Annotated in this window: 19 protein-coding genes; 9 read left to right on the top strand and 10 right to left on the bottom strand. The window is 72.4% G+C overall.

From position 1 onward, the window contains the following. Positions 1–9: 9 nt before the first annotated feature. Genes ybeY through OG331_RS33150 form a run of 3 tightly spaced genes read left to right on the top strand, consistent with a single transcriptional unit; the run spans position 10 to position 2,176 of the window. A complete protein-coding gene (gene ybeY / locus OG331_RS33160; RefSeq protein WP_406202979.1) occupies positions 10–507 on the top strand; it encodes an rRNA maturation RNase YbeY in 498 nt (165 codons plus the stop codon). Next, on the top strand, positions 504–1,820 hold the full coding sequence (locus tag OG331_RS33155) for a hemolysin family protein (RefSeq protein WP_406202977.1): 1,317 nt from the start codon (positions 504–506) through the stop codon (positions 1,818–1,820). Before ybeY ends, OG331_RS33155 begins: the two co-directional genes overlap by 4 nt. Then, on the top strand, positions 1,817–2,176 hold the full coding sequence (locus OG331_RS33150; protein WP_406202976.1) for an MmcQ/YjbR family DNA-binding protein: 360 nt from the start codon (positions 1,817–1,819) through the stop codon (positions 2,174–2,176). Before OG331_RS33155 ends, OG331_RS33150 begins: the two co-directional genes overlap by 4 nt. Here OG331_RS33150 and OG331_RS33145 read toward each other — a convergent pair. Then, complete coding sequence (locus tag OG331_RS33145) at positions 2,138–3,667, bottom strand: MFS transporter (RefSeq protein WP_406202974.1); 1,530 nt, start codon at positions 3,665–3,667, stop codon at positions 2,138–2,140. The genes OG331_RS33150 and OG331_RS33145 overlap by 39 nt on opposite strands. Positions 3,668–3,830: 163 nt before the next feature. On the opposite strand from OG331_RS33145, the gene OG331_RS33140 reads away from it, so the two are divergent. Then, the gene (locus OG331_RS33140) at positions 3,831–4,652 is read left to right on the top strand and encodes a helix-turn-helix transcriptional regulator (RefSeq protein WP_406210437.1); all 822 of its coding nucleotides are present in this window, start codon (positions 3,831–3,833) and stop codon (positions 4,650–4,652) included. Positions 4,653–4,680: 28 nt separating this feature from the next. Further along, positions 4,681–5,034, top strand: a complete 354-nt coding sequence (locus OG331_RS33135; protein WP_406202972.1) for a cytidine deaminase — start codon at positions 4,681–4,683, stop codon at positions 5,032–5,034. Between the two features lie 54 nt (positions 5,035–5,088). On the opposite strand, the gene OG331_RS33130 is transcribed toward OG331_RS33135, so the two are convergent. Continuing rightward, on the bottom strand, positions 5,089–5,478 hold the full coding sequence (locus OG331_RS33130; protein WP_406202970.1) for a nuclear transport factor 2 family protein: 390 nt from the start codon (positions 5,476–5,478) through the stop codon (positions 5,089–5,091). A 112-nt stretch (positions 5,479–5,590) separates the two neighbouring features. Here OG331_RS33130 and OG331_RS33125 point away from each other — a divergent pair, with 112 nt between their 5' ends. After that, entirely contained in the window at positions 5,591–6,394 is an 804-nt protein-coding gene (locus OG331_RS33125) for a VOC family protein (protein ID WP_406202968.1), read from the top strand. 64 nt (positions 6,395–6,458) lie between these two features. Here the strand turns inward: OG331_RS33125 and OG331_RS33120 are convergent, their stop codons facing one another. From OG331_RS33120 to OG331_RS33110, 3 genes are all read right to left on the bottom strand, one after another. Then, a complete protein-coding gene (locus OG331_RS33120; RefSeq protein ID WP_384187431.1) occupies positions 6,459–7,616 on the bottom strand; it encodes a carbohydrate kinase family protein in 1,158 nt (385 codons plus the stop codon). Between the two features lie 80 nt (positions 7,617–7,696). Further along, positions 7,697–8,986: a glucarate dehydratase family protein gene (locus tag OG331_RS33115; protein ID WP_406202966.1), complete on the bottom strand. Its 1,290-nt coding sequence runs from the start codon at positions 8,984–8,986 to the stop codon at positions 7,697–7,699. Further along, positions 8,983–9,930 carry a 5-dehydro-4-deoxyglucarate dehydratase gene (locus OG331_RS33110; protein WP_406202964.1) on the bottom strand — a complete coding sequence of 316 codons (948 nt, stop codon included), beginning with the start codon at positions 9,928–9,930 and terminating at the stop codon, positions 8,983–8,985. Before OG331_RS33110 ends, OG331_RS33115 begins: the two co-directional genes overlap by 4 nt. Before the next feature lie 152 nt (positions 9,931–10,082). Here OG331_RS33110 and OG331_RS33105 point away from each other — a divergent pair, with 152 nt between their 5' ends. Both OG331_RS33105 and OG331_RS33100 read left to right on the top strand, forming a co-directional pair. Then, a complete protein-coding gene (locus OG331_RS33105) occupies positions 10,083–10,865 on the top strand; it encodes an IclR family transcriptional regulator (protein ID WP_406202962.1) in 783 nt (260 codons plus the stop codon). Between the two features lie 209 nt (positions 10,866–11,074). Next, positions 11,075–12,310: an MFS transporter gene (locus tag OG331_RS33100; protein WP_406202960.1), complete on the top strand. Its 1,236-nt coding sequence runs from the start codon at positions 11,075–11,077 to the stop codon at positions 12,308–12,310. A 9-nt stretch (positions 12,311–12,319) separates the two neighbouring features. Here the strand turns inward: OG331_RS33100 and OG331_RS33095 are convergent, their stop codons facing one another. The 4 genes from OG331_RS33095 to OG331_RS33080 form a co-directional block, all read right to left on the bottom strand. Then, positions 12,320–13,312 (bottom strand): adenosine deaminase, encoded by a 993-nt coding sequence (locus tag OG331_RS33095; RefSeq protein ID WP_406202958.1) that lies wholly within the window; start codon positions 13,310–13,312, stop codon positions 12,320–12,322. A 20-nt stretch (positions 13,313–13,332) separates the two neighbouring features. Then, positions 13,333–14,265: a ribonuclease Z gene (locus OG331_RS33090; RefSeq protein WP_406202956.1), complete on the bottom strand. Its 933-nt coding sequence runs from the start codon at positions 14,263–14,265 to the stop codon at positions 13,333–13,335. 12 nt (positions 14,266–14,277) lie between these two features. Next, positions 14,278–14,631 carry a histidine triad nucleotide-binding protein gene (locus OG331_RS33085; protein ID WP_406202954.1) on the bottom strand — a complete coding sequence of 118 codons (354 nt, stop codon included), beginning with the start codon at positions 14,629–14,631 and terminating at the stop codon, positions 14,278–14,280. A gap of 78 nt (positions 14,632–14,709) precedes the next feature. Then, the gene (locus OG331_RS33080; protein WP_406202952.1) at positions 14,710–15,909 is read right to left on the bottom strand and encodes an MFS transporter; all 1,200 of its coding nucleotides are present in this window, start codon (positions 15,907–15,909) and stop codon (positions 14,710–14,712) included. Between the two features lie 116 nt (positions 15,910–16,025). Here OG331_RS33080 and OG331_RS33075 point away from each other — a divergent pair, with 116 nt between their 5' ends. Then, positions 16,026–17,114 carry a DUF5937 family protein gene (locus OG331_RS33075; RefSeq protein ID WP_406202950.1) on the top strand — a complete coding sequence of 363 codons (1,089 nt, stop codon included), beginning with the start codon at positions 16,026–16,028 and terminating at the stop codon, positions 17,112–17,114. A gap of 31 nt (positions 17,115–17,145) precedes the next feature. Here the strand turns inward: OG331_RS33075 and OG331_RS33070 are convergent, their stop codons facing one another. Further along, positions 17,146–20,376, bottom strand: a complete 3,231-nt coding sequence (locus tag OG331_RS33070) for a S41 family peptidase (RefSeq protein ID WP_406202948.1) — start codon at positions 20,374–20,376, stop codon at positions 17,146–17,148. Positions 20,377–20,440: the final 64 nt, after the last annotated feature.

The following is a 20,440-nucleotide window of genomic DNA, read 5'->3' as shown; positions in this document are numbered from 1 at the left end:
CGCGCGACCATGTCGATCGACGTCAACAACGAGTCCGGAACCGAGGTCGACGAGCAGGCGATCCTCGACATCGCCCGCTACGCCCTCGCGCGGATGCGCATCCACCCGCTCTCCGAGCTCTCGGTGATCGTCGTGGACGCCGACGCCATGGAGCAGCTGCACATCCAGTGGATGGACCTGCCCGGCCCGACGGATGTCATGTCCTTCCCGATGGACGAGCTGCGGCCGCCGTCGAAGGACGACGACGAGCCCCCGCAGGGGCTTCTCGGTGACATCGTGCTGTGCCCCGAAGTCGCCGAGAAGCAGGGGGCCGAGGCACCCACGCAGCACTCCATGGACGAGGAGCTCCATTTGCTCACCGTCCATGGCGTGCTGCACCTGCTCGGTTACGACCACGAGGAGCCCGACGAGAAGGCCGAGATGTTCGGCCTGCAGGCCGCCATCGTGGACGGCTGGCGTACGGAGAAGGGCCTGACCGGCCCCTCACCGGCCCCGACCGTGTCATGAGCCTCCCCCTCGTCTCCGGCGCGATCGCCCTGGTGATCGTCGCCTGGCTCGCCGCCTGCGCCGAGGCGGGCATCGCGCGCGTCTCCAGCTTCCGCGCCGAGGAGGCCGTACGCAGCGGCCGTCGCGGCAGCGAGAAGCTGGCGCTCGTCGCCGCCGACCCGACCCGCTATCTGAACGTGTCGCTGCTGGTGCGCGTGGCCTGCGAGATGGCCGCCGCCGCGCTCGTGACGTACGCCTGCCTCCAGGAGTTCGACAGCACCACCGAGGCCCTGCTGGTCGCGATAGCTGTCATGGTGCTGGTGTCGTACGTCGCTGTCGGGGTCTCCCCGCGCACCATCGGCCGCCAGCACCCGCTGAACACGTCGACGGCGGCGGCGTACGTCCTGCTGCCGCTCGCCCGGATCATGGGGCCGATCCCCTATCTGCTGATCCTCATCGGCAACGCACTCACCCCCGGCAAGGGCTTCCGCCGCGGCCCGTTCGCCTCCGAGGCGGAGCTGCGGGCGCTGGTCGACCTCGCCGAGAAGGAGTCGCTGATCGAGGACGAGGAGCGCCGCATGGTGCACTCGGTCTTCGAACTGGGCGACACGCTGGTCCGCGAGGTCATGGTCCCGCGCACCGACCTGGTGGTGATCGAGCGCTACAAGACCATCCGCCAGGCCCTCACCCTCGCCCTGCGCTCCGGCTTCTCCCGCATCCCCGTCGTCGGGGAGAGCGAGGACGACGTGGTCGGGATGGTGTATCTCAAGGACCTGGCCCGCAAGACGCACATCTCCCGGGAAGCGGAGAGCGAGCTGGTGTCGACGGCGATGCGGCCCGCCGTCTTCGTACCGGACACCAAGAACGCCGGTGACCTGCTGCGCGAGATGCAGAAGGAGCGCAATCACGTCGCCGTCGTCATCGACGAGTACGGCGGCACCGCCGGCATCGTCACCATCGAGGACATCCTCGAGGAGATCGTCGGCGAGATCACCGACGAGTACGACCGTGAACTGCCGCCGGTGGAGGAACTCGGCGAGGACCGCTACCGCGTCACCGCCCGCCTGGACATCACCGACCTCGGCGAGCTGTACGGCCTCGACGAGTACGACGACGAAGACGTCGAGACGGTCGGCGGGCTGCTGGCGAAGGCACTGGGCCGCGTCCCGATCGCCGGGGCGTCGTCCCTGGTCGAGCTCCCGGACACCCGGGAACTCCGCCTGACCGCGGAGGCGGCGGCCGGTCGCCGGAACAAGATCGTGACCGTGCTCGTGGAGCCGGTGGGTCCGGTCGGGCGCCTGGGCGAGGAGACGAAGGGCCGAGTGACGGAGTGAACCCTCAGGAGCTGCGCGCGTTCTGCCTGTCCTTCAACGCGACCGTGGAGGACTTCCCGTTCAACCCGGAGACCTCGGTCTTCAAGGTGCTGGGCAAGCTGTTCGCCCTGACGAACCTGGACGCGCGGCCCCTGACGGTCAACCTCAAGTGCGACCCGGAGGACGCGGTCCGTCTGCGCGGCGAGTATCCGGGGCTCGTCGTCCCCGGCTATCACATGAACAAGCGGCACTGGAACACGGTGACCGTCGACGGCGAGCTCCCGGACCGCTTCGTCCGGGAGCTCGTCGAGGACTCGTACGACCTGGTCGTGGCCGGCCTAGCGCGAGCCGACCGGCTCCGCCTCGACCGCCCCTGAGCCGCTCGCCCCCTGGTCGCTGTCCCTCGCTCCGGCCGGCCGTCCGGTCCGCAGGCCGACGGCGATCAGGGCCGCCGTGGCCAGGACGATCGCCGCGTCGAGCGCCAGGACCGTGCGGGTGCCGGAGAGCAGGTCACCGGAGGTCGTGGCGAGGACGCCAAGCAGCGGGATGCCGATCGTGATGCCGACCTGCTGGGTCGAGGTGACCAGGCCGGTGGCCAGGCCCTGCTCCTCGTCGGGGACGCCGGAGGTCACGGTCAGGCCGTAGGAGATGATCGCGCCCAGGTGGAACATGCTCGCCAGCGCGAGGGCGGCGGTGACGAGCCAGACGGACCAGGCCTGCGCGTTCAGGAACAGCAGGGCGACACCGAAGGCGCCCTGGCCGGCGAGCGAGAGAACCAGAATGCGGCGGGCGCCGAGACGGCTGATGAACCTCGGGGTGAGCGAGCCGGCGATCACCGACATGACGCCCTGCACACCGAAGACCAGGCCCGTCTCCCAGGCCGACAGACCGAGCACTTCCTGCAGGTACAGGGTGAGGACGAAGACCACCGTCGACATCATCGAGAAGGTCACCAGACCGCCCAGGTTTCCCCACGCCACCGTGCGGTGGCGCAGCATGGGCAGGGAGACCAGCGGCGACTCGGTGCGGGACTCGACGACCGCGAAGGCCGCCAGGAGCGCGGGGCCCGCGATCAGGGTCGCGATGACGTCGGCGCGGGCGAAGCCGTCGGCGGCGGCCGTCGTGAGGGCGTAGATCAGGGACAGCAGACCGCCGGTGACGGTGATCGCGCCGGGCACGTCCAGGTGCGGGCGCTGCGGGACGGGGGCACCTCCCTTGCCCTTGTGGCCATGGGGGAGGGACTCGGGCAGCAGGCCGGGCGCGAGCGGCAGCACGACCAGGGCGAAGACGGCGAGCAGGCCCATCGTGGAGCGCCAGCCGAGGGCGTCGGTCAGGACGCCGCCCGCGACCACGCCGATGGTGAAGCCGAGGGACATCAGCGTCCCGGAGATGCCGAGGGCGCGGTCCCGGGCGGGGCCCTCGGCGAAGGTGGTGGTCAGCAGGGACATGCCCGTCGGGACGATGACCGCGGCACCGAGGCCCTGCAGGGCCCGTCCCGCGAGGAACGACGCCGGGTCCCAGGCGAACGTCGCGAGCACCGAGGCCGCGGCGAACAGGGCGAGTCCGGTGAGGAACAGCTTGCGGCGGCCGTACAGGTCGCCGATGCGGCCGAAGAGGAGCAGGAAGCCGCCGGACGGCAACGCGAACGCCGTCACCGCCCACTGCAGCGCCGACTGGCTCATGCCGAGGTCGGCGCCGAGGACGGGGAGGGCGACGTTCAGGACGGAGAAGTCGAGCGCGACCATGAACTGGGCCGCGCACAGGACGAACAGGACGAGTTTGTCGCGCGTCGACATCCGGGGGGACCGGGGGCTGCCGAGCGGTGGGGTGGTGGGCGTGGGAGCGGATGTGGTGGTGTCGATCGCCATGGGTAAGAGCCTGCGGGCATCGGAATAGCCGTGGGGAGCGGGAAGTTGTCCTGGTGGTGGCAGCACCAGTCACCGGGATGAGGGGGATCCTTACGTGTCCGATGTGTCCGTGTCCGGTACCGCGCTGAAGAGTCATCGGCGGCGCGAGCTGCGCGAGTTCCTGATGAGCAGGCGGGCCCGGGTGACACCGCGTGAGGCCGGGCTGCCGGACGGCGGTGCGCGGCGCCGTACACCGGGGCTGCGGCGCGAGGAGGTCGCCGTGCTCGCCGGAGTGGGCGCGTCCTGGTACCAGTGGCTGGAGCAGGGGCGGGACATCTCCGTGTCGCCGCAGGTGCTGGACTCGGTGGGCCGGGTGCTGCGGCTGAGCAACGCCGAGCGCCGGCATCTGTATCTGCTGGCCGGACTGAACCCGCCGGTCCGTGAAGTGGCGCCCGAGAAGCAGGACATGTGCGACGGGCTGCGGCGGCTGATCGACGCGTGGATGCCGTATCCGGCGCACATCATGGACCGGTACTACAACGGCGTGCTCTACAACGACGCCGCCGCGACCGTGCTCGGGATGCGGCCCGGCAAGCGGTGGAACTGCCTGATCGACTTCTTCACGGACCCGATGTACCGGTCGCGTTCGAGGAGTTGGGAGCAGAACGCCCGGACGGTCGTGGCGCAGTTCCGTGCGCTGTGCTCCGCCTCTCCCGACGACGAGGGCTTCCAGTCGGTGCTCGCCGAGGCGAAGGCGTCCAGCCCGGAGTTCACCGAGCTGTGGGAACGGCGGGACATCGAGGATGCCGGGCAGATCCGCAAGGAGCTGGATCATCCGCTCGTCGGGCTGCTGTGCCTTGAGTCGAGCGTGATGCAGATGCCGGTGCGGCCCGACCTGTCGATCGTCCTGCACACACCGCTGGAGGAGGCGAACACCGCGGCGAAGCTGGAGTGGCTGGCCTCCCCGGAGGGGCGGCGCGGGGCCATGTACCCCGTGGCCGGTTAGCGCGGGCGCCGCTACGTATGCTCAGGTCATGACCGACAACAGCGCGCTCGACCCCGAGGACCGCAAGATCATCACCCTGGCCCGTTCCGCACGGGCCCGCAACGGTGTGCCCGAGGGTGCGGCCGTACGGGACGAGACCGGCCGTACCTATGTCGCCGGGACGGTCGCCCTGGACTCCCTGCAGCTGAGCGCGCTGCGCACGGCGGTGGCGATGGCGGTGGCGTCGGGGGCGAAGTCGCTGGAGGCCGCGGCGGTCGTGACGGATGCCGAGGGCGCCACGGACGAGGACCGCGCGGCGGTACGGGACCTCGGCGGCCCGCAGACACCGGTGCTGGTGGCGGGGCCGGACGGGGCGGTGCGTACGACGGTGACGGCGGGCTGAGATTCTGAGGCCCTCACCCGTGGAGTTTCCGGAGGCCCCCGGTCGCCCGGGAGTTCAGGTCCTGGCCGCCGGTGTGATGTGGCTGAGCACGCAGCGCCAGCGGTCGTCCCGCCGTACGAAGACGTCGGTCGTCCACTCGTCGGCGTCGAAGCGCTCGCCCTTGTAGTGGGCGGTGTTCGTGATGCGTGCCGTCACGACCGCCGAGTCGCCGTGCATACGGATCCTCGGGTCGCCGACGAGTCGGAACGACGAGTGGGTCAGCTCGCCGGATTCGACGAACGACAGAAACTGCTCCCTGGTCGAGATGCCCGACTCGGAGACGATGGCCCAGTCGTCGGCCATGAAGTCGGCGATCCGTGCGGGGTCGTTGGAGACCATCGCCGCCGCCCAGTCGTGCGCGACGGCGGCGAGGACCTGCCGGTCGTGCGGCGCGAGGTCGCTCATGGGCGGATCGTAACCAGAGCCGTGCGGCACGGCATCCCGTCGCGCCACGACGGGCGGTTGTCAGTAGCGGGTGTCACGCTGAGGTCATAGCGGATCTGCGAAGGGAATCGCCATGATCACCACTGACCTCGCTCCCGGCTCCCCCTGTTGGATCGACCTCGGCGCGCCTGACGTCCGGGCCGCCGCGGCCTTCTACGGCGCGGTGCTCGGCTGGGAGTACGAGTCCATGGGCGAGGGCGGCGACATGGAAGGCGGGATGTTCAAGAAGGACGGCAAGACCGTCGCCGGGCTCGGCAAGCTCACCGAGGAGGGCGCCCGCTCGGCCTGGATGATCTACTACGCCGTCACCGACGCGGACGCCACGACACAGACCGTGGAGCGCGCGGGCGGCACGGTGCGGGTGCCGCCGCGGGACCTCGACGACTGGGGGCGGATGGCGCAGTACGACGACCCGCGGGGCGGCCAGTTCGCGGTCTGGCAGCCGGGGAAGAACTCGGGCTTCGAGCTGGCGGACGAGACGGGTTCGCTGTCGTGGACGGAGCTGTACACGACGGACGCCGCGGGCGCGAAGGAGTTCTACAGCGGAGTCTTCGGCTGGCAGTTCAGCGACATGCCGATGCCGGGCGGCGGGGGCGGCGCGTACACCCTGATCACCCCGGCCGGGCAGCCCGAGGAGCGTATGCAGGGCGGCCTCATGGAGCTCCCCGTGGAGAACCTCGTACTGGCGGGCGGGCGGCCGTACTGGCACCCGGTCTTCAACGTCACCGACTGCGACGCCGCGGTCGCCAAGGTCACCGGGAACGGCGGCAGTGTGCAGATGGGTCCGGACGACGCGGAGGGCGTCGGCCGGCTGGCGGTGTGCGTGGACCCGTCCAACGCGGACTTCGTGGTGCTCACGCCGGCCACGCCCAGCTGACCCGGTCGCGGGCGGGACACCCACGGGAGGCGGCGGCGGTCCTGGTCGTCGTCGGTCCTGGTCGTCACGCCGACCGGCGGAACCCGATCGTCGGTACCGCCCGCCGCAGCGGCCAGGGTCTGCCCTGGTCCTGCGGCACCAGGTCGGCCAGGAACGCGTACCGGCGCAGGGCCTCGGGGTCCTGCCGGTCGAGCGACTGGACCTGGCGCCACCAGGCGCCGATCTCGGCCCAGCCGGGGGCCGACAGGGAGCCGCCGAACTCCTGGACGGAGAGGGCGGCCGTGAGGCCGGCGAAGGCCAGCCGGTCGGCCAGCGGCCAGTCGGCCAGGGTGCCGGCGACGAAGCCGGCCACGAAGACGTCACCTGCGCCCGTCGGGTCCAGGGCCTCCACGGCGATCGCGGGGACGACGGCCGTCTCCCCGGTCCTGCTGTCCACCGCGTACGCGCCCTCCGCGCCGAGGGTGACCACCGCGACCGGGACGTGCTCGGTCAGGGCGTGGGCCGCCTCGCGCGGGCAGTCGGCGCCGGTGTACCGCATGGCCTCCTGCGCGTTCGGCAGGAACGCCTCGCAGTGCTCCAGGTCGGCCAGCCCCGCCAGGTCCCACGCCCCCGTGTCGTCCCAGCCGACGTCGGCGAAGATCCGGGCGCCCTTGCGCGCGGCCTGCGCGATCCAGGGTGCGCGCGTGCCGGGCACCAGGGAGGCCACTGCGGCCCGCGCACGGGGCGGGCAGTCCGGCGCCGGTTCCTCCGGGGGCGGCTCGTGGCCGTGGGAGACCATCGTGCGCTCCCCCTCGTACGCCATCGAGACCGTCACCGGCGAGTGCCAGCCCGGCACCGTGCGCGAGGGCGAGAGGTCGATGCCCTCGCCGTGCTCCAGCGCGTCCCAGCAGTACTCGCCGTAGTGGTCGTCGCCGAAGGCCGCCGCGAGCGAGGTCTTCAGGCCGAGGCGGGCCAGGGCGGTGGCCATGTTCGCCACGCCGCCGGGGCTGGAGCCCATCCCGCGTGCCCAGGACTCCGTCCCACGCACGGGGGCGGAGTCGAGGCCGGTGAAGATGATGTCGAGGAAGACCGTGCCCGTGAGATACACGTCCCACGGCGGGTCGGCGGCCGTGCGCAGGCCGACGAGGGGGTCGACCTGGGCCCGGCGATACAGGCCCCCTGCTCTGGACGACGGCCTCTGGGGCGAGGCTCCCTTTCCGGTCGGCGCGGTGGGCGTGGTCACGGTGCGCTCCCTGACGTGGTGCTGATCTGGCCAGTCTGCACCACGTCACTGACAACGCCACCGCGATCTTGTCCGAGCCCCTACCAGCGAGGCACCGACGGCGTGACCCAGCCCGGCTCGGCGACCCGCATCGCGGCCGCGTCGTCGCGGTCCCGCAGCGAGCCGTCGTCATCGAGCCACCGCCGGTGCAGCTCCGCGAGCCGGTCGCGGTCCAGTTCGACGCCCAGGCCGGGCGCGTCCGACACGGCGACCTTGCCGCCCTCGAAGGTGAGGCGCTCGGTGAGGACGTCCTCGGACTGCCAGGGGTAGTGGGAGTCGCAGGCGTGGTGGAGGTTCGGGACGGTGGACGCCACGTGGGTCATCGCGGCCAGGGAGATACCCAGATGGGTGTTGGAGTGCATGGACACCCCGACGCCGAAGGTGCGGCAGATCGCCGCCAGTTGCTGGGTGTTGCGCAGCCCGCCCCAGTAGTGGTGGTCGGAGAGCACGACCTGCACGGCGTCCTTCGTGAAGGCCTCCTTGATCTCCGCGAACGTCGTCACGCACATGTTCGTCGCCAGCGGCACCCCGCTCCGCGCGGCGACCTCCGCCATCCCTGCCGTACCCGGCGTCGGATCCTCCAGGTACTCCAGGACGTCCCCCAGCTCCCGCGCCACCTTCAGCGAGGTCTCCACGGACCAGGCCCCGTTGGGGTCGAGGCGCAGCGGGTGCCCGGGAAAGGCCTCCGCGAGCGCCCGTACGGCCGCGATCTCCTCGTCCGGCGGGAAGACACCGCCCTTCAGCTTGAAGGAGGTGAACCCGTACCGCTCCGTGAACGTCCGTGCCTGCTCGACGACCCCGGCCGGGTCGACGGCGGCGCCCCAGTCGTCCTTCTCGGCCGCGACGCCCGCCGGATGACCGGCCCACTTGTAGAAGAGATACGCGCTGTACTCGACCGCGTCCCGCACCCTGCCGCCGAGCAGCGCGTGCACGGGCAGGCCGAGCGCCTTGCCGAGGGCGTCGAGGCAGGCGACCTCGAAGCCGGAGACGACGGACAGCCGCAGCTTGTCGGCGGTCTGGACACCGCGCAGCCCGCCGACGTCGACCTGTCCGGACACCCGGGACCGGTTGACGGCCACCTCGTCCGCGACGACGAACAGCCCGTTGAGGTCGCTGACTTGACGACCCATCAGCTTCTGCGCGAACGGCCGGGCGAGCTCCAGGTACTCGGTGTCGCCGTACGTCTCGCCGACCCCCGTGACCCCGTCGGCCGTCACGACCTCCACGATCAGGCGGGGTGTGTACGGCTGGTGGACGCCCTGGGTGTTCAGCAGCGGCGGGTCGGCGACCAGGACGGGCGTCAGACGGACCTCGGTGATCGTGAGGTTCACAGGGCGGCTCCTACGAGGTCGAGTCCGGTGACGAGGAGAGTGCGCAGGTCGGCCAGGTCACCGGCCGACGGGTCGGTGAGCGGGGCGCGTACGGGGCCGACGGGGCGGCCGCGCAGCCGGGCCGCCGCCTTCACCAGGGACACGGCGTATCCGGGCACCCGGTCGCGGAGTTCGACGAGCGGGACGTAGAAGTCGCGCAGCAGCTTGTCGACGGTGCCGTGCTCGCCGCCCTGGAGTGCGGCGAAGAAGGCGTTCGCGATCTCGGGGGCGAAGGCGTGGACGGCGGAGGAGTAGGCCGGGACGCCGACGGCGGCGTACGCGCGGGCCTGGATCTCGGCGGTGGCGGCACCGTTGAAGAAGAGGAAGTCCTCGGGGGCGGCGAGAGTGAGGCGCTGGAGCCGGTCGAGGTCGCTGTGGCCGTCCTTGAGGCCGATGACGTTCGGGATGCGCGCGATCCGCTGCAACGACTCTGCGGTGAAGGCGACTTGACCGCGCTGGTAGGCGATGAGCGGGAGGCGGGTGCGGGCGGCGATCCGCTCCAGCTGGGCGACCAGTCCGTCCTGCGGGGCGGCGACGAGGTAGTGCGGCAGGACGAGGAGGGCGTCGGCGCCGGCCTCCTCGGCGATCCGGGCGAACCTCGTGGCCTGCGCCCAGCCGTACCCGACCCCGGCGACGACCGGCACCCGTCCGTCCGTCTCCTCGACGGCGATCGACACGACCTGCCGGTACTCGTCCTCGTCCAGCGAGAAGAACTCGCCGGTGCCACAGGCGGGGAAGACCGCGCCGGGGCCGGTGGCGACCTGGGCGGCGACATGGGTACGGAGGCCGTCCGGGTCCAGCGAGCCGTCCTCGTGGAAGCTCGTGAGGGGGAACGACAGCACGCCTTGCGCCATGCCGTCCCGCAGCCGCCGGGTCGTGTCGGTATCGAGGCTCACCCTCGCCATCTCCCCATGTAGACGTTATCCATGTATGAGAATTGAGGTTAGATACGCGAATCGCGACCGTCAATGCCACGGACGGCCCGAGGTGCTTTGCGAGGCGCGCGCCGAGGCGCGTTCCGAGGCGCGTTCCGAGGCGCTCCGACTACCATCGCCCCATGTCAGAGACAGGTGGCGTCCGCGAAGTGAAGTCCGCGGCGCGCACGGTGGAGTTGCTGGAGCTCCTCGCCGCGCGCGGCGACCGCCCCGCACGCCTCCAGGAGCTGGCCGACGCGCTGGACGTGCCGCGCAGCTCGATGTACGCCCTGCTGCAGACCCTGATCTCCCGCGGCTGGGTGCGCACGGACGTCACCGGCTCCCTGTACGGCATCGGCATCCACGCCCTGCTCACCGGCACCAGCTACCTGGACTCCGATCCGCGCGTGCGTGCCGTGCGCCCGTATCTCGACGAGGCGTCGGAGGCCCTGGGCGAGACGATCCACATGGCGCGGCTGGACGGCCGGGACGTGGCGTATCTGGCGACGCGCGAGTCGCACGAGTACCTGCGGACGATCAGCCGGGTCGGACGACGGCTCCCCGCACACGTGGGAGCACTGGGCAAGGCGCTGCTCGCCGAGCGCCCGGACGACGCCCTTCCCGAGGGCCCGTACGAGCCTTTCACCGCCCACACCCACACCACCCGGGACTCCCTCGCCGCCGACCTCGCCGAGGTGCGGGCGCGCGGCTACGCGGTCGACCGCGAGGAGGGCGTCCCCGGCATCGTCGGCTTCGGCTTCGCCCTGCGCTACGACTCCCCGGCCCAGGACGCGATCAGCTGCTCGGTGCCGGTGGCACGACTGTCGGCGGGGCACGAGGAGCGGATCGTCGCGGTGATGCGGGAGATCAGGACGAAGATCGAGGCGACGGCGCCTGCGGCGGGCGGGTCGGTGCACTGGCGTTAGCGCCGGCCCGCATGGCACCCGGCGCCATCAGGAAAGCCCTCGTTTACCCGGCCTTCCCCACCCCAAACACAACGTGCGCCAGATCACACCCCCCGCGCTTCTTCTCCGAACCATGTGCTTGATACAAATTCTCCGCGCGTTCCTGTCCGTCGACGGCCTGCGCTCCTCCCCCTCTTGAGCCGCTCCTTTCGCATGCCCTGGGAACGCCCGTGTTCGCCCCTCGCACCACCCCCTGGCCCCTCATCGCCCTTTTCACGGCCGGGTACCTCGCTCCGTATCTGCTGCCGACGGTCGTCGGCAGGCTCGACTCCGGACTTCCGCTGTCCCCCACCCAAGCGGGCGCCGTCGGCAGCGCACTGCTGCTGAGTTCGGCGTCGGCCGGCTTCCTGCTGGCCTCGCGCGTCGAGCGGTTCGGCGCGCGCAGGCTGGCCCGTATCGGCCTCACGCTCGCCGTCCTCGGCTACGGCGTGGCAGCGCTCGCGCACGCCGTACCGTCCGTCGTCCTGGGCGTCCTGGTCGGCGGCTTCGGATCCGGTACGGCCACCGCGGTCGCCGCCACCCGCATAGCCGCCCAGCCCGACCCGCACCGGGCCACCACGCTCGGCCTCCTCGGCGTCTCCGCCCTCGCGGGCGGCGTCTATCTGACGGTGCCGCACCTCGGTCCGGGCCACGGCCAGCCGCTGGCCGCGATCGCGCTCACCGCGCTCGCCGTATGGCCGCTCACGGGCCGGCTCCCGGCCGCCACGGCCACCTCGCACAGGCCCGGCTGGGACGGTTCCGGCCTCCCCCATCTGCGCCACGGCCTGACCCTCGCCGCCTGCATGCTGTGCTGGTCGCTCGCGCAGAACTCCCTGTGGGGCGTCAGCGGCCGAATAGGCCTGACGCAGGCGCAGTTGACCGAGACCACGGTCGGCGCGGTGTTCGCGGTGGGGCTCGGCGCGGGCCTGCTGGGCGTGACCGGGGCGGGTGCGCTCGGCCCGCGCCTCGGCCGGGCACTGCCCATCGGCGCCGGTACGGCCATCATCGCGGCGTGCATCGCGCTCAGCGCGTCCGCCACCGATCTGACGACCTTCGCGACCGGCGAGATCGCCTGGAACACCTTCTACCCGATCGTCCTGTCGTACCTCATCGGCCTCGCCGCCTCCCTCGACAGCCGCGGCCGCTGGGCCGTCCTCGTCGGCTCGGCGTCGTCGCTGGGCACGGCTGCGGGCCCGCTGACCGGGAGCGTCCTGTCGGCGCAGGCCGGGTTCCCGGTCATGGGCGCGGCCCTCGCGGTCGGACTGCTGGTCGTCGCCGTACCGATGACGGCGGTGGCACTGGGCCGCCGGAGCCGGCGGACGGTCGAGGTCCTGGAGCATGTCGAGGTCGTCGAAGTCGTCGAGATCCCCCTGGACACCGCCGAGGCCAACCCGGCAGTCCCCGACCGCCTCACCGCGGCCACATAGCCTCTGCGGCTACCCGAACTCGTAGGCCTCGACCTCGGCCAGGTACCGCGCCCGCAGCTCCTCGTCCTCCTCCAGGAAGGAGGCGAGGAAGGAGTTGCGGGCGAGTTCCCGCAGCCGTTCGTCGGTGAGGCCGAGGGCCTGGCGTACGGCGTCGAAGTTGTCGCCGGCGTAACCGCCGAAGTAGGCCGGGTCGTCCGAGTTGACCGTGCAGTGGAGCCCGGCGTCGAGCATGGCGGGCAGCGGGTGGTCGGCGAGGACGTCGACGGTGCGCAGCCGCACGTTCGACAGCGGACACAGCGTCAGCGGCACCCGCTCCCGCACCAGCCGCTCGACCAGTGCCGGGTCCTCCATGCACCGCAGCCCGTGATCGACGCGCTCCACGCCGAGGACGTCGAGGGCCTCGGTGATGTAGGCGGGCGGGCCTTCCTCGCCGGCGTGCGCGACGCGCCGCAGGCCGAGCGCGGCGGCGGCCTCGTAGACCTCGCGGAACTTCACCGGCGGATGGCCGACCTCGGCCGAGTCGAGGCCCACGCCGGTGATCCGGTCGAGATACGGCTCGGCGGCCCGCAGCGTGGCCATGGCCGACTCGGCGGAGTCGTCGCGCAGGAAGCACATGATCAGCCGGGTGGACACCCCGTGGTTCGCCTCGCTGCTCCCCAGCGCCCGCCACAGCCCCTCGACGACCGTGCCCAGCTCCAGTCCCCGCTTGGTGTGCGCCTGCGGGTCGAAGAAGATCTCCGCGTGCCGCACGCCCTGGGCGGCGGCCCGGGCGAGGTAGGCGTTCGCGAGGTCCTCGAAGTCCCGCTCGGTGCGCAGGACGGCCATGAGCTCGTAGTACAGGTTCAGAAAGGACTGGAGATCCTCGAACTGATAGGCCTTGCGGATCTCGTCGGTGTCCAGGTACGGCAGCTCGACGCCATTGCGTGCGGCCAGTTCGAAGGCGAGCTCGGGTTCGAGGGTGCCTTCGATGTGGAGGTGCAGTTCAGCTTTGGGGAGGGGCATCGAAGCATCGTACGGCGGTGCTATCGCCGTTTCGGAAGGGGCACCCGCAGCAGGTCGTGGGCGACGGTCAGCTCCCCCTCGAAGCCGGCGGCCCGCGCCTGCCGCTCGAATTCTCCCCCAGACTCCGTCCGGGAGGTGCCCCCAGGCTCGGAGTAGCGCTGGCTGAAGTGGGTCAGCACGAGATGCCGTACGCCGCAGTCGAGCGCGACCCGGGCGGCCTGACCGGCGGTCAGGTGACCGTGCTCGACGGCGAGGTGCTCGTCCTCGTCCAGGAAGGTGGACTCGATGACGAGCATGTCGCAGCCGTCGGCAAGGCTGTAGACACCGTCACACAGCCGCGTGTCCATGACGAAGGCGAACCGCTGCCCCCGCCGGACCTCACTGACGTCGTCGAGCGAGACCCCGTCCAGCACGCCCTCCCGCTGGATCCGTCCGACGTCCGGCCCCTTGATGCCGTGCAGGGCGAGCCGTTCGGGCAGCATGCGGCGGCCGTCGGGCTCGACGAGGCGGTAGCCGTACGACTCGACGGGGTGCGAGAGCCGTGCGGCCTCCAGAGTGTGGCCGCCGGTGGCGGCGATGACGCCGTCCTCGCTGATCGGGGCCTCGGCGATGTCGACGGTCTCGCGGTAGGCGGTGGCGTACCGCAGCCGGTCGAAGAAGCGCTGCCCGGAGCGCGGGTAGTGGGCGGTGACGGGATGCGGAACCTTGTCGAGGTTGATCCGCTGGATGACTCCGGCCAGTCCCAGCGAGTGGTCCCCGTGGAAGTGGGTGATGCAGATCCGGTTCAGGTCGTGCGCGGCCACCCCGGCCCGCAGCATCTGCCGCTGCGTGCCCTCGCCTGGATCGAACAGGAAGCCCTGCCCGTCCCACCGCAGCAGATACCCGTTGTGGTTGCGGTGCCGGGTGGGGACCTGGCTCGCGGTGCCGAGAACTACCAATTCACGTACGGACACGGCTGCTTCGACCTATCCGGGGGGCCACTGCATACCGCGGCCGCCCAGGACGTGGGCGTGGGCGTGCCAGACGGTCTGGCCGGCGCCGGCGCCGGTGTTGAAGACGATGCGGTAGCTCTCCAGCTTGTCGTCGTCGGCGACGGCCTGGGCCTCCCGCAGGACGTCCGCGGCGAGGGCCGGTTCGGCGGTGGCGAGGGCGGCGGCGTCCTTGTAGTGCGCCTTGGGAATGACCAGGACGTGCGTGGGCGCCTGGGGGTTGATGTCCCGGAACGCGACGGTCGTCTCCGTCTCCCGGACGATCGTCGCCGGGACGTGCCCCTCGACAATCTTGCAGAACAGACAGTCGTCCTGCGGCTCGCCTGCCATGCGGGTTCCCTCCGGGAGTGGGGCGCGTCGTTACGGGGGGCATCGTATCGTCGTCGGCCGCGGGTGATCGGTTTCCGGTCACGGGAGTTGCTTCTCGGTGGCGACCGCCGAGGCGGACAGGAGCGTCGCGGCGGCGAGGCTGCCCCACAGGGCGGCCGGGCCGTGGGGTGCGAGCGCGGTGATGACGGCCGGGGAGACGGCGAGGCCGAAGCCCGTGGAGAGTTCGAAGCGGGCGAGGGCGCGTCCCATGGCATGGGCCGGCGCGAGGGCGGTGACGAGCGCGGTGGCGCTGCCCGCGTAGATGATCTCGCCGATCGTGCAGACGACGGACACCGCGGCGACGGCCGGGGCACCCCAGCCGTCCCCGAGTGAGGTGGCCGCGAGGAAGCCGAGGTAGGACGCGGTGAGCACCACCCCGGCCAGCGCGAGCACGGTCCGCCGGGAGTAGCGGGACAGCAGGACGGTGACCGGCACCTGGAGGGTGACCACGAGCACCGTGTTGGCCACGAAGATGGCCGCCGACCACACCGGGGACGCGTGCAACTGCGTCACCAGGATCAAGGGGAGCGCGATTTCGGGGACGTTGAGGCAGAAGACGTAGATGACGTTGGCGGCCAGCAGCGCGCGCATCCGGGGTGCGGGCCCGTCGTCCGCGTCCTTGGCCAAGGTGGCGGCCGGATGCGCGTGGAGGTGGACCGACCACGCGAGGGCCGCCGCGGTGAGATAGGCGAGCCCGGTGACGGCTGCCAGCGCCTGCAATGCGGTGGTGCCGCCGGCCAGGGCCGCGGTGGCGAGGAGCGCGCCGATGCCCAGGCCGGCGTTGCGCAGGGCGCGGCCCGCCGCGAGAGCCGCGTCGCGTTCCCGGCCGTGGGCGACGGTGGCGACGAGAGCCGCGTGGGCGGCGGGCCATGCCTGGTTGCCGACGCCGAGGAACAGCGCCGCCGTCGCGAACAGCCAGACGTGGCCCGTCGGGGTGGCGAGCAGAAGCACCACGCCCAGCACCCGCACCAGCATCGACGCCGCCACGACCGTGCTGCGTGCGCCCCGGTCCAGCCATCGGCCCACCGCGGGCATGCACACCAGGCCCACGACGACGCCGGCCGTCATGGCGATGCCGGTGGCCGGCGCGGAAAGCCTCAGCACCGTCACTCCGTAGAGCAGCAGGAAGGGCCGCAGCAGGCCGGTGCCGAGTGCGTCCACGGCCAGGGCGACGGCGTAGCGGGGGCCGCCGGAGGAACGGACGAGGGCGCGGGGCCGGATCTTGCTGGTGGTTGCCATGGCGCCAACGGTGCGGACGGCCGCCGGGCCGGCCACGTCGGTTGACGAACACCGTCAACCGACGTCGGCGCAGGCCGGCTTGTCGGTGATGCTGACCGGTCCGTGATGATGAGGCGGTGACGTTGAGGATCGACATCAGCGGCCTGCCGCCCGAGCGACTGCGGTTCGCCGCCTCCCCGCTGGCCGAGCTGACCGCGATGCTGCACGTGCTGGCCGAACCCGGGCATCATCCGCAGCACGCCGACTGGGCCGGGGACGTCCGGGCCGGGCTGCGGCCGGAGGTGGCCGAGCGGCTCCGGGAGGCGGAGTTCCTCTGGCGTTCCTCACAGGCCGACTTCCTGCTTCCCGCGCGGCCCCGGCCGACCCTCACCGAGGAGCTGGACGACGTGGACCGGATCGACGACGAGACGTATGTGACGGCCGCGCTGGTCACCACGTGCGGCGGCAGCCGGGCCCGCTTCGCCGCGCCGTCCCCCCTGACCGACGCCGCCGCGCGGGAGCGGGCCCTGGACCTGGCCCAGGCACGCGGCCCGCGGCAGGAGGCCTTCGCGGAACGGCTGCTCGCGGACCCGGCCGGTGTGCGGGCGCGGGTGCGCGGCACCCTGGAACAGTGCGCCGAGGCCTTCTTCGACGCCGCCTGGGCGGGCGTCGCCGTGCAGCTCGCCGGCGACCTGCGCCTGAAGCACGACCTGCTGAAGCACCAGGGCGTCGGGGCGGCGCTCGCGTCGGTCTCCGGCGCGGTCACCCTGGCACCGGACGGTGACTGCATAGTCGTGGACAAGCTGCAGGACAAGGCGACCTCCGCCCACGGCACCGGGGTCACCTTCATCCCCAGTGTCTTCGGCCGCCCCCACCTGGTGGCGGTCCACGCGCCGGGCTGGCAGCCGGTGGTGCAGTACCCCGTGGCCGAGCCGAGTCCGGCGCAGCAGCCGGTGTCGCTGGAGACGGTCACGCTACGGCTGGAGGCACTCGCACATCCGGTACGGCTGCGGCTGCTGCGCACCCTGGCCCGCGGCCCCCACACCACCGGCGAGCTGGCGCACACCTGGGAACTGTCGCCCCCGGAGGTCTCCCGCCACCTCGCCGTCCTGCGCCGCGCGGGCCTGCTGACGGCCCGGCGGCACGGTCGCTACATCCGCTACACCCTCAACCTGCCCCATCTGACGGCCCTCGGCACCGACGTGCTGGCGGCCGTCCTGCGCTGAGCGGCCACGGCCCACCGGCACCCCGCCCGCCTCAGGTCGGCAGACTCGGCGGTGTCTTCGCCGGCCGTTCCTCCAGCCCCGCCAGCGCGATCCTGATCGCCTCGTCCAGCTGGGCGTCCCGCCCCGCCGCCCAGTCCTGCGGGCGCTGGAGCACCTCCACGTCCGGGTCGACGCCGTGGTTCTCCACGTCCCAGCCGTAGCCCTCCAGCCAGATGGCGTACTTCGGCTGGGTGATGAGCGTGCCGTCGACCAGGCGGTAGCGGCTGTCGATCCCGATGACGCCGCCCCACGTCCGCGTGCCCACCACCGGGCCGAGCCCCAGCGCCTTGATGGCCGCGTTGACGATGTCCCCGTCGGACCCGGAGAACTCGTTCGCCACCGCCACGACGGGTCCGCGCGGGGCGTCCGCGGGATAGCTGTACGGCCGCATCCCGCGCGGCAGTTCCCAGCCCACGATCCGCCGGGCCAGCTTCTCGACGACGAGCTGCGAGGTGTGCCCGCCGCCGTTCTCCCGGACATCCACGACGAGCCCTTCGCGTGCCACCTCGACGCGCAGGTCACGGTGGATCTGGGCCCACCCGGGCGCCTGCATGTCCGGCACATGGAGGTAGCCAAGGCGGCCGCCGGACTTCTCGTGGACGTACGCCCGCCGGTCCGCCACCCAGGCGTGGTACCGCAGGGGCTGCTCGTCGGCGATCGGGACCACGACCGCATGCCGTACGTCTCCGCCGCCGGCCGGCGAGATCGTCAGCTCCACCGCCTTGCCCGCCGTGCCGACGAGCAGCGGGCCGGGCCCGGTCACCGGGTCCACCGGCGCGCCGGCCACCGCCACGATCGCGTCCCCGGCCCGCACGGCGACCCCGGGCGCGGCCAGCGGGGCCCGCGCGTCGGGGTCGGAGGTCTCCGAGGGCAGGATCCGGTCGATCCGCCAACTCCCGTCGGCGTGACGGGAGATGTCGGCGCCGAGCAGGCCCTGCCGGGCCCCGCTGCCGTACCCGCCGCGCGGGGCGACGTAGGCGTGCGAGGTGCCGAGCTCGCCCTGCACCTCCCAGAGCAGGTCCATCAGGTCGTCGTGGGTGGCCACCCGGTCGAGCAGCGGGCGGTAGCGGTCCAGCACCCCGGACCAGTCCACCCCGCTCATGTCCGGCCGCCAGAAGTGGTCCCGCATGATGCGGCCGGTCTCCTCGAACATCTGCCGCCACTCGGCCGACGGGTCGACCGTCTGCCGTACGCGGGTCAGGTCGACGGTGATGTTCGTGTCGCCGTCGTCGTCGCCGGAGGCCCGCCGGTCGCTCGGTACGACCTTCAGCCTGCCGTCCGTCCAGAGCAGCACCCGCTTGCCGTCGCCGCTGACCTCGAAGTCGTCGGCGTCGTCGGCGAGATGCTCCACGCGCCGCTGGACGAGGTCGTAGCGCTCCAGCTCGGTCTTGGGCTCGGGGTCGTCGGGCGTGGCCCGGGAGGCACCGAGGGCGCCGCGCACGGGGTGCCGCAGCCACAGCACGCCGTCCTTGGCGGTCCGCAGGGTGGTGTAGCGGGCGGCCTCGACCGGGAACGGCACGATCCGGTCGGCGAGGCCTTCGAGGTCGATGCGCGTGGTCGGGGTGCCCTCGCTGTCGGGCGTCTCGTCCTTGTCGGGCGCGTCGAAGGGGCGGCCGTGCCGCTGCGGGCCGAAGGGGGACGGGGTGGTCGCGGCGAGGGTGATCAGGTGCGGGCGGGAGCCGACCACGAAGGCGAGGTCGAAGACGTGCTCGTCGTAGACCGGGTCGAAGGCGCGGGTCGACAGGAACACCAGGTGCTTGCCGTCCTGCGTGAACGCCGGTGCGTAGTCCTGGAAGCGCAGCGGGGTCGCCTCGGACACCGACAGGTCCGTGGTGTTGGCGAGCTTGAGCTGGGACAGCGGGCGCGGGCCGGGGTGCGACCAGGCGAGCCAGGCGGAGTCGGGTGAGAAGACCAGCCCCGACACGTCCCCGTCCGCGCTGCGGTCCACCTCGCGCACCTCGCCGGTCTCCCGCTCGACGAACAGCACGCGGCCGTCGTGCGCGGCGACCGCGGCCCTGCTCCCGTCGGGCGCCATGGCGAGTTCCAGTACGCGGCCCAGCTGCCCGGCGCCGAGCCTGCGCGGGGTGGCTCCCGGCGCGAGCCCGGTCGCGGGCGCGAACTCCAGCGCGTCGTCGCCCTCCGCGTCCGTCACCCACACCACCCACTCCTCGCCCTCCGCGCGGAAGGTGCGCGGCAGCCGGGCCCGCACGCCCGGCTCGGCGGCGAGCGCACGGGCGGGCCCGGAGCGGTGGGTGACCCAGTGCACGGCGCCCCGGACGGAGACGGCGCTACCGCGGGCGGTGTGGTCGGGCGCCGCCTCCCCGAACGCGCGGGCGGCGTTCAACGGGTACGTCTGCCGGTCGGTGCGCTGCCCGCCGAGCCGGATGCCGAGCCGGCGCGGCTCGGCGCCGTCGAGGTCGTCCAGGAGCCACAGTTCACCGGCGGAGGTGTGGACGATGCGGGTGCCGTCGCTCGCAGCGTGCCGGGCGTAGAAGCCGTCGACAGCGGTGTGCCGTCGCAGGTCGGACCCGTCGGCGAGGGACGAGTACACGGCCCCCACGCCCTCGTGATCGGACAGGAAGGCGACCCGCTCCCCCACCCACATCGGGTACTCGATGTTCCCGTCCAGCTCCTCATGCAGCCGTACGAAGTCCCCGTCACCCTCGTGCTCGATCCACAACTTCCCCGCCGTACCGCCCCGGTAGCGCTTCCACCGGGCCGCCTCCAGCCCCATGGGCGCGGACGCGAGCAGCAGCCGGGGTCCGTGGACGACGTCGGCGACGGGGCCGTACGGCAGCGTGGTGGCCGGTCCGCCGTCGAGCGGGACCGTGTGGGCCCAGGTGCGGCGGCTGCCCGCCTGGCCCTGGCTGCTGATCGCGAGGACCTGGCCGTCGGGGGTCCAGCCGCGCACCCGGGTCTGCGCGCTGCCCCAGTGGGTGAGGCGCCTGGAGGGGCCGCCGTCGACCGGCGCGATGTGCACCTCGGGGGCGCCGTCGCGGGTGGAGGTCCAGGCGACCGTCGTACCGTCGGGCGAGATGCGCGGCAGGGAGACCGGCACGTTGTCGGCGCTGACCCGCCAGGCCCTGCCGCCGTCGAGGGGGGCGAGCCATACGTCGTCCTCGGCGGTGAAGGCGACCAGGTCGCCGTGCAGATGCGGATACCGCAGATACGACGGCGCGGGGACGGGGGCCGAAGTCGAAGCAGGCGTCGCGGACTGTGTCACCCGATCACCCTAGGCAAGCGCGGCGTCCGCGAACAGGTCTTTGGATCACTTGCCCCAACTCCCG

Origin of the sequence: Streptomyces sp. NBC_01017 (assembly GCF_045162795.1) — a bacterium.
Lineage (GTDB): Bacteria > Actinomycetota > Actinomycetes > Streptomycetales > Streptomycetaceae > Streptomyces > Streptomyces machairae.
This window is presented reverse-complemented; position numbering and strand designations above follow the sequence as displayed.

Bases quoted from the DNA above. Each gene is read 5' to 3' on its own strand.
- OG331_RS33155 (WP_406202977.1), top strand. From the start codon at position 504: ATGAGCCTCCCCCTCGTCTCCGGCGCGATCGCCCTGGTGATCGTCGCC.
- OG331_RS33135 (WP_406202972.1), top strand. From the start codon at position 4,681: ATGACCGACAACAGCGCGCTCGACCCCGAGGACCGCAAGATCATCACC.
- OG331_RS33125 (WP_406202968.1), top strand. From the start codon at position 5,591: ATGATCACCACTGACCTCGCTCCCGGCTCCCCCTGTTGGATCGACCTC.
- OG331_RS33085 (WP_406202954.1), bottom strand. From the start codon at position 14,631: ATGGCAGGCGAGCCGCAGGACGACTGTCTGTTCTGCAAGATTGTCGAG.
- OG331_RS33095 (WP_406202958.1), bottom strand. From the start codon at position 13,312: ATGCCCCTCCCCAAAGCTGAACTGCACCTCCACATCGAAGGCACCCTC.
- OG331_RS33080 (WP_406202952.1), bottom strand. From the start codon at position 15,909: ATGGCAACCACCAGCAAGATCCGGCCCCGCGCCCTCGTCCGTTCCTCC.
- OG331_RS33105 (WP_406202962.1), top strand. From the start codon at position 10,083: ATGTCAGAGACAGGTGGCGTCCGCGAAGTGAAGTCCGCGGCGCGCACG.
- OG331_RS33130 (WP_406202970.1), bottom strand. From the start codon at position 5,478: ATGAGCGACCTCGCGCCGCACGACCGGCAGGTCCTCGCCGCCGTCGCG.
- ybeY (WP_406202979.1), top strand. From the start codon at position 10: ATGTCGATCGACGTCAACAACGAGTCCGGAACCGAGGTCGACGAGCAG.
- OG331_RS33110 (WP_406202964.1), bottom strand. From the start codon at position 9,930: ATGGCGAGGGTGAGCCTCGATACCGACACGACCCGGCGGCTGCGGGAC.
- OG331_RS33140 (WP_406210437.1), top strand. From the start codon at position 3,831: ATGAGCAGGCGGGCCCGGGTGACACCGCGTGAGGCCGGGCTGCCGGAC.
- OG331_RS33145 (WP_406202974.1), bottom strand. From the start codon at position 3,667: ATGGCGATCGACACCACCACATCCGCTCCCACGCCCACCACCCCACCG.